Source organism: uncultured Campylobacter sp. (assembly GCF_938031315.1).
In the GTDB taxonomy this organism is placed as follows: Bacteria; Campylobacterota; Campylobacteria; order Campylobacterales; family Campylobacteraceae; genus Campylobacter_B.
Window position 1 is genome coordinate 1 of sequence record NZ_CALHHT010000191.1, and the last position, 7,322, is coordinate 7,322.

Here is a 7,322-nt window from a genome sequence, read left to right on the forward strand (position 1 = left end):
TTTCATCGCCGCTAGCTCCTGTGCCAAAAATTCCCCCGTGTAGCTGAGCGTTTTTTTGAAGTCTTTCGCAAGCTTTTCTGGGGTGCCACAAGCGACGATCTCTCCGCCGCCGGCACCGCCTTCGGGCCCCATGTCGATTATGTAATCGCAGTTTTTGATGACGTCCAGATTATGCTCGATCACAAAGACGGAATTCCCTAGATCGACCAGATGATGTAGCACCGCCACCAGGCGATCTACGTCTGCAAAATGAAGCCCAGTCGTAGGCTCGTCTAGGATATATAGCGTATTGCCCGTATCGGTGCGGCTTAGCTCCTTGGCGAGCTTGACGCGCTGTGCCTCGCCGCCGCTAAGCGTCGTGGCGGGCTGGCCTAGCGAAACGTAGCCGAGCCCGACGTCCGCGAGCGTTTTTAGCTTTTGATAAATTTTAGGCACGGCTTTGAAAAACTCGAGCGCCTCGTCGATACTCATCGCCAAAACGTCGGCTATGCTTTTGTTTTTGTATAAAATTTCAAGCGTCTGCGCGTTGTATCTCGTGCCGTGGCAAACGTCGCAAACGACGCTGATATCGGGCAGGAAGTGCATCTCGATCGTGATCTCGCCCTCGCCCGCGCATTTTTCGCAGCGCCCGCCCTTGACGTTGAAGCTGAAGCGGCCGATCTTGTATCCGCGCAGCTGCGCTTCCTTCGTCGCGGCAAAAAGCGCGCGGATCTCGTCCATCACCCCCGTGTAGGTCGCGGGATTGCTGCGCGGGGTGCGTCCGATCGGGGTTTGATCCAGATAGATCACTTTATCCAGGCTCTCAAGCCCGGAAATTTTAGTGCCCTTTACCGCGTGCACCTTTTTGGCGCGATTTAGCTCCTCAAGCGCGGTAGGCAGTATGGTTTGCAGCACCAAGGAGCTCTTGCCGCTGCCGCTAACGCCCGTGATGCCGACTAAATTTCGCAGCGGAAATTTTGCGCAAAGGCCGTGGATGTTATTGATATTTACGTTTTTGATACTTAGCCAAAGCTCCTGCTTGCGGTGCTTTTGGTAGTTTATCTCCTTTTGGTTGTTCAGATACAGCGCGGTTTGCGTATTGCTTTTAAGCAGATGCGCGACGTCTCCTGCGAATACGACCTCGCCGCCTAGATTGCCCGCCCCAGGGCCGATATCCACGACGAAGTCCGCCGCCTCGATCGTCTTTTTATCGTGCTCGACGACGATTACGGAATTTCCCTTTTCCTGTAAGCTTCGTAGCGTCTTGATGAGCTTTTGCGTATCGCGCTCGTGAAGCCCGATGCTAGGCTCGTCGAGTACATACATCACGCCGCTAAGACCAGAGCCGATCTGGCTTGCGATACGGATACGCTGCGCCTCGCCGCCGCTGATGGTGCGCGCATCGCGCCCCAGCGTGAGGTATCCAAGCCCCACGTCCTTTAAGAAAAACAGCCTCTCGTTGATCTCTTTTAGGATCGGCGCCGCGATCTGCGCGTCCTTTTCGCTTAAATTTGAAAACCGCTTCTCGTCGCTGAAAAATTCCACGCAGTCTGCGATACTCATATTTATCACGTCGCCGATGCCTTTCCCCGCGACCTTTACGGCTAGGCTTTCGGGGCGCAGGCGCAGCCCGCCGCAGTCGAGGCAAATTTTTTCGCTCATATACTCGTCCAGATCGCTTTCGTTTTTGAGCAGATCGTAGGCGTATTTGATCGCGCCCTCAAATTTACGCACGAGCTTATGCTTTTTCCAGTAAAAATCGATCTCTTTGACGCTGCCGTAGAGGATCAGCTTTTTTTGCTCCTCGCTTAAGTTTGCATACGGGATTTTAACGTTTATGCCGTTTGCCTCGCAAAACCCGAGCAGAAATTTATAATAATAGCTCTTGTTAAAGCCCGACATCACCTTGATCGCGCCGCCCTCGATCGAGGCGTTTTCGTTGATGATCTTGCCCAGATCGAGGCTAAATTTTATCCCCAGCCCGTCGCAGCTCTCGCACGCGCCCTTTGGGGAGTTGAAGCTAAACGCGAGCGGCTCGAGCGGCTTGAATGAAATTTTACAATCAAAGCACGCCATATGCTCGCTGTAGTGGATCAGGCTCTGCGCGAGCCCAAGCTCGGCGGCGTTTGCGATCTCCACCTCAAGCTCGCCGAAGCTGAGCTTGAGCGCCTTTTCGACGTCGCTTGCGATACGGATGGAATTTTCCTCGTCGATGATCGTGCGGTCGATGATGACCTTGATCGAGTGCTTTTTCGTCTTGCTTAGCTCGATCTCCTCGTCTAGTCGCACCAGCACGCCGTCGATCTGAGCGCGCACATAGCCCTGCTCGCGCAAGCTTTGTAACATATCGGCAAAGCTGCCCTTTTTCTCGCGCACCAAGGGCGCTCCCAAGATCACCTTTGCGCCGCGCGGCAGCTTCATAATCTCGGCGATGATGTCGCTGGAGCTCATCTTTGAGATCGGCTTGCCGCATTTGTGGCAGTGCTGCACCCCCACGCGCGCATATAAGAGGCGCAGATAGTCGTAAATTTCGGTAATCGTGCCCACCGTCGAGCGCGGGTTTTTCGACGTCGTTTTTTGATCGATCGCGATCGCAGGCGTCAGACCGTCGATCTTATCGACGTCGGGCTTGCCTACGCGGTCTAAAAACTGCCTCGCGTAGCTGCTTAGGCTCTCGACGTATCTGCGCTGCCCCTCGGCATATAGCGTATCAAACGCCAGCGTGCTCTTGCCGCTGCCGCTGAGACCTGTAAAAACGACGAGTTTGTCCTTTGGAATTTGCAAATTTATATTTTTCAGATTGTGCTCGCGCGCGCCCGTGATGGTGATGAGATCGTTCATTTTCGCCCTTTTGTGCAAATTAATCTTACATTATAGCTCAAATTGTTAAAATTGCGCTTTTGGAAGGGGCGGCGATGATACTAATCTGTACGGCTTTGCGCTGCGAAGCCCAAGCGATAATCGAGAGTTTTAAACTTACGCGCAGCGGCGATCTGTTCGCAGGCGAGCAGATGCTTTTATACATCTGCGGCGTGAGGTTTGGGGCTAAATTTAAAGCGGACGCGGAATTTGTTCGCCGTGCCGATACAGACGCGAAATTCGCGCGTGAGCTTCGCAAGGATCGGCGCGGCGCGGACGTGAAATTTAAGCACCGTTCGGATGCGGGCGCGCTCTGCGGCGGCGATGCAGAGGTCGGTTCTGCGCGAAATGCGGCTGAAAATTTTGAAATTTCAGATTTTGATTCTGCGCAGAATTCAGAGCGCTTCGGTGAAATTTTACTTTCGCGGCGCATGAACTTTGCGCTAAACATTGGCGTCTGCGGCTGCGAGGATAAAGGCGTGCAAATCGGCGAGGCGTTTTACTTTGACGGCACGGCAGCGCAAGAATTTTGCGATGAGAACGGATCGGAGCTTTATCGCTCGCAGGTCGGGGAACACAGCGAGCAAGCTCTAAAATTTCAAAACATTTGCGAGCGGGAATTTTGCGGCGCGAGTTTGGACGGCAAGCTGCGGGCAAATTTAATCTGCGTAAGCGAGCCTAAAATTTTAAACGCAGCGGAGCGAACTGATGTGGCAAATATCGCAGAAATCGAGGGGTGCGGCGAGATAAACGCACAAGCCCCAACGCAAGGGACGAACGGCGCAGCAGATACAAAAAATTTCACGCGCGACGCGACGCGGGCTGAAATACAAGGCGCAACGCAAGTTGAGGCGCAAAATTTAGCGAGCGTAAAACCCTCACAAATCGCGGTAAGTGGGCACAACGTCGCGACGAATACTGCAGCACGAGCAACACAAAATACGCCGTGCACGGCAAAAGATGCTACCCGCCGGTGCGCAAATCGCGACATCAGGCTCTACGATATGGAGAGCGCGCTTTTTGCAAGCATTTGTGAGCGCGCGGGCGTGCCGTGGGCGATGATGAAGATCGTAAGCGATCATCTGCGCGGCGAGCGGCTTTGCAAAAGCTTCGTCTATGAGCTCGTAAAGGCGCGCCTGCCGCAAATCCGCGCCGCGATAAAGGGCAAAATTTAACTACTAGAGCGTATTCAAAAAACAGAGCCGAGAGATAAATTTCGGCTTCATATGCCGAATACGACGCGGAATTATAAGGTATTGCATAGCTACAGGAGAAACGATGAAAATAAAAGGCTCTTATCTATGTTTTGCCCTCTTGGCGTACGCATGCGTCGCAGCTTGCGCGTATGCCGTGGCAGATCTGTTTGCCGATCCGCCCTTGTTGGTCTTTTTAGCTCTTTTGCTAGTATTTTTCTGTATCGGGCTATGGCTAAAAGATGCCCTAATAGGCGTGCGCTACCTATTTTATTGCGTCTGCGTGCAGATACTTTTTGCAGCGGTCATTTTCGCCGCCCTTAAATTTCCCGCCATGGCGCAGTTTGTGCGCAGTGCGGAGATAGGCACCGGCGGCACCGGCATACCGCTAGGCATCGTTCTGCTCGTGCTGCCCGCGTTTTTCTGCGCCCTGCCGTATTACTACCGAACGGGCGTCAAAAAAATCCCGCAAAAGCTCATACTCGGCGGAATTTTGATCCTAAACGTCGCTATTACGCTAGCTTACGCCTTCTATTTCGAGCGACTATTCTGCGGCGCGATCTGAAATTTCAACGATTTTCAGTGACGGCGCGCGAAATTTAAGTATAATTTGCAAAATTTAAACGAAGCGGAGCAAGATGACGGAGGCAAAAAAGGAGCCAGGAGCGCAGTTTGGCGTGAATCTGAGCGAGCGGTCGAGCGCGTTTTTGGGCGCGCTATTTGATAAATTTCACTTTTCATTTCAGCAACGAAAGCAGCTAGCGGAGTTTGTGAGCGATTTTGAGGCGTGGGACGAGGCGCCCATTTATGAGCTGCTTACAAGCGAGCGGTGCGGGCTAAATTTTAATAAAGCCAAATTTAATAAAGCAGGGAAAGTCCCGAGCGGCGAGCAAATTTTTAATTTCGTGCGCGAGACTTGGCTTGAGCTAAAGTCGCGCCCGCACTCGTACGCAGGCTTCAAAAGCAATTACGCGCCGAAAAAATTTGAAATTTCATCCTTTCGCGCGGATCGTATCGCTTTGGGGCGCTGTCCGGTGGCGAGCGAAAACACGCGCTGCTGCAATCTGCTGACGCTCGATGCGGTCAATTCGTGCGGCTTTGACTGCTCCTATTGCGCGATCGGCTCCTTTTACAAGCACGGGAAAATCGGCTTTGACGAGAATTTTGCGGCAAATTTAGCGCGGCTGCGGCTCGATCCCGCGCGCAGCTACCACATTGGCACGGGGCAGAGCTCCGACTCGCTCATGTGGGGCGATCGCTTCGGCATTTTAAGCGCATTATGCGATTTTGCGGCGCGGCATCAAAACGTGATTTTGGAGCTTAAAAGCAAGTCGAACAATATCCGTTTTTTCCTGCAGCGCGAGATCCCGCGCAACCTCATCGTCACATTCTCGCTCAACACCCCCGCGATCATAGCGAACGAGGAGCATCTAAGCGCGAGCCTGGATGCGCGGCTCGCGGCAGCCGAAGCGCTCGCGGCGCGCGGCATTTTGGTGGGCTTTCACCTCCACCCGATGGTTTGGTACGAGGGATGGCAAAGCGATTACGGTGCGCTTTTTGAGCGGCTGCTACGCAGCTTCGATCCAAGCGGCGTCGCGATGGTCTCGCTCGGCACGCTTACCTTTATCAAGCCCGTCGTCAAGAAGCTGCGCTCGCGCGGGCTGCGGAGCAAAATTCTGCAGATGCCCCTTGCGGACGCGAACGGCAAGCTGTCCTACCCGCTGCAGATCAAGCGCGAGCTTTTTAAATTTGCTGCGGACGCGCTCTCGCCGTGGCGCAAGCGGGTGTTTTTCTACCTCTGCATGGAGGATGCGAGCCTGTGGCGCGAGGTTTTGGGCTGCGAGTACGAAAGCAACGACGCCTTTGAAGAGGCGATGAAGGTGGCGTATTTCGCAAAGATACGGCGGCGCTAGACGCACTGTTTGCCGCAGACGTCGCGGCCTGTACCGGTTCGCATGTGGCGCCGAGAATACAGCGTGAAATTTGGTGGCGAGCGAGCGGTTAAAATTTAGCGGCGCACCCGGCTTTATAAAATTAAATTTTATAAATCGTGCGGGGCGGGCACAGCGAGCGGCGATGAAATTTTACAAAACGCTCGCACATCAAAACGCCGCGGGCTAAATTTAAAATTTTACCCGGCAAAGTCGCGGCGCGGTTTAAATAATCCGCGTAAATTTAGCGGCGGATACAATGAACAAAGAAAATTTAACGTAGGGGCATTTACTCGGCGCTCTAAACTTAACGCGCCGAAGCGGCATTAAAATTTAAAGGAGAAAAGATGAAAGCATTGATCACGGGCGCAAGCGGCGGTATCGGCAGCGCGGTTGCGGAGCTTCTGCGGCAAAACGGCTATGAAATTTTAACGCTAGCCTCGCGCTTCGAGGATACGGACGCGCTAGCAAAGGAGTGCCGCGCTCTGGCTGCGGCGTGTGAGATTGACGCACTGATTTTATGCGCTGGTACGGCGAAATTTGCGCCGCTTGAGGCGATGAGCGAGAGTGAAATTTTAAAAATTTTAAACGTAAATCTCGCCGCAAACATCATCATCACGCGCACGCTTTTGCCGAATTTAAAGCGCAACCGCGCCCATATCATCGGCATTAGCTCGATCGAGGCGCTGCGAGCGAGCCGCTTTAGCGCGGTTTATAGCGCGAGCAAGGCGGGACTGCGGGCGTTTCTGCTCTGCCTTTTCGAGGAGGCGCGCAAGCAGATCAGAGTAAGCTGCATCAACCCCGACGTCACCAAAACGCCCTTTTACGAGGATTTGAGCTTCGAGCCCGCGGATGATGAGGCTAGCTTCGTGGATGCGTGGGAGATCGCAAATTTTACGCTGCAAATTCTGCGCACGAAGTCCAACGTGAGCGAGTTTACGATCCGCCCGCAAATCGTAAATCTGCGGAAAAAATCAAAATTTAATCGCGAAGGAGGCGAGCTTGAAAATCGGTAAAAGTCATGTTTTTGTGCTAGCTGTGGCGCTTATTATTATTTATGCCGCGTTTGTAAGCGGTAGCGGCGGGTATTGTAGCGCGAGAGAATTTTTTTCAGGCAGGCATGATGAGGAAGATGACGCCTGCATCGCTAAGCTGATAAAGCGCGCCGATGATGGGAATATCTTTGCGCAAAGTAGGCTTAGTTATCCGAGCGAAGCATATATCAGGCGTGTGTGCGAAAAGGGAGTTGAAAATTTGGGAGAGCGTGAGAGATATTATTTCCAAAATTCCCGCGGAGATCATTGCAAGAAATTGGGCTTTAAAACCCCAAAATCAAAAGGCGGCGAAGCAAATACGACGA

General features: G+C 53.0%; 6 protein-coding genes. 5 read left to right on the top strand and 1 reads right to left on the bottom strand.

Annotated elements, in window-relative coordinates:
• Positions 1 to 2,820: excinuclease ABC subunit UvrA (gene uvrA / locus Q0236_RS04970; RefSeq protein WP_297915692.1), on the bottom strand; the 2,820-nt coding region annotated here is incomplete at its 3' end.
• Positions 2,821 to 2,894: 74 nt separating this feature from the next.
• On the opposite strand from uvrA, the gene Q0236_RS04975 reads away from it, so the two are divergent.
• The 5 genes from Q0236_RS04975 to Q0236_RS04995 all read left to right on the top strand — a co-directional run.
• The gene (locus Q0236_RS04975) at positions 2,895 to 4,013 is read left to right on the top strand and encodes a hypothetical protein (RefSeq protein WP_297915694.1); all 1,119 of its coding nucleotides are present in this window, start codon (positions 2,895 to 2,897) and stop codon (positions 4,011 to 4,013) included.
• Between the two features lie 103 nt (positions 4,014 to 4,116).
• Positions 4,117 to 4,596 (top strand): hypothetical protein, encoded by a 480-nt coding sequence (locus Q0236_RS04980; RefSeq protein ID WP_297915696.1) that lies wholly within the window; start codon positions 4,117 to 4,119, stop codon positions 4,594 to 4,596.
• Between the two features lie 73 nt (positions 4,597 to 4,669).
• On the top strand, positions 4,670 to 5,944 hold the full coding sequence (locus Q0236_RS04985) for a spore photoproduct lyase family protein (protein WP_297915698.1): 1,275 nt from the start codon (positions 4,670 to 4,672) through the stop codon (positions 5,942 to 5,944).
• A gap of 365 nt (positions 5,945 to 6,309) precedes the next feature.
• Entirely contained in the window at positions 6,310 to 6,978 is a 669-nt protein-coding gene (locus Q0236_RS04990) for an SDR family oxidoreductase (protein ID WP_297915700.1), read from the top strand.
• Positions 6,965 to 7,322, top strand: a 358-nt coding sequence (locus Q0236_RS04995; protein WP_297915702.1) for a hypothetical protein, incomplete at its 3' end; no start/stop codon positions are given. The genes Q0236_RS04990 and Q0236_RS04995, both read left to right, overlap by 14 nt.

Bases quoted from the DNA above. Each gene is read 5' to 3' on its own strand.
- Q0236_RS04990 (WP_297915700.1), top strand. From the start codon at position 6,310: ATGAAAGCATTGATCACGGGCGCAAGCGGCGGTATCGGCAGCGCGGTT.
- Q0236_RS04985 (WP_297915698.1), top strand. From the start codon at position 4,670: ATGACGGAGGCAAAAAAGGAGCCAGGAGCGCAGTTTGGCGTGAATCTG.
- Q0236_RS04975 (WP_297915694.1), top strand. From the start codon at position 2,895: ATGATACTAATCTGTACGGCTTTGCGCTGCGAAGCCCAAGCGATAATC.
- Q0236_RS04980 (WP_297915696.1), top strand. From the start codon at position 4,117: ATGAAAATAAAAGGCTCTTATCTATGTTTTGCCCTCTTGGCGTACGCA.